Genomic DNA, 646 nt, shown 5'->3' on the forward strand with positions numbered 1-646 from the left:
CTTATTGCCAAGATCAAAGAAATCTTTAATCATCATCAAGGCCGTTATGGCTATCGCCGAGTAGCGCTGCAGCTAATTAAAGAAGGCTGGAACATTACTGAAAAAACAGTTCGCTACTGGATGCATAAACTAGGCCTTAAGGGCATTAGACGCAATAAGCGCAAATACTCGAGCTATAAAGGTACTATTGGCAAAATAGCACCTAATTTGATTCATCGTGATTTCTTTGCGCCAATGCCTAATATGAAATGGTATACTGACATCACTGAATTTCACCTTAATGGTGAAAAGCTATATTTATCGCCTATTTTGGATGGTTGTGGAGGCGATATAGTTTCTTATTCTATTTCAAGACATCCAGATATGGATTTAGTAATGACGATGCTTGATAAAGCTTTCGTTAAAGAAACAGCTCTTAATAACTGCACTTTTCATACTGACCAAGGCTGTCAATATCAGAGTCCCCAATACCAACGTGCCTTAAAACTTCAGGGCATTACTCAAAGCATGTCTAGAAAAGGCAATTCCATGGATGATGGTTTAATGGAGAACTTCTTTGGTCTGCTTAAAACAGAGATGTTTTACGATCAAGAGTACAAATACCATAGCCTTCAAGAATTAACTCAAGCTATTAAAGAATATATTG

General features: G+C 37.3%; 1 pseudogene. It reads left to right on the plus strand.

The features are described 5' to 3' along the window. A pseudogene (locus HMPREF0518_RS09335) lies at nucleotides 1–646 on the plus strand (IS3-like element ISLhe6 family transposase); the annotation flags it as partial.

It is taken from the genome of Lactobacillus helveticus DSM 20075 = CGMCC 1.1877 (assembly GCF_000160855.1).
GTDB lineage: Bacteria > Bacillota > Bacilli > Lactobacillales > Lactobacillaceae > Lactobacillus > Lactobacillus helveticus.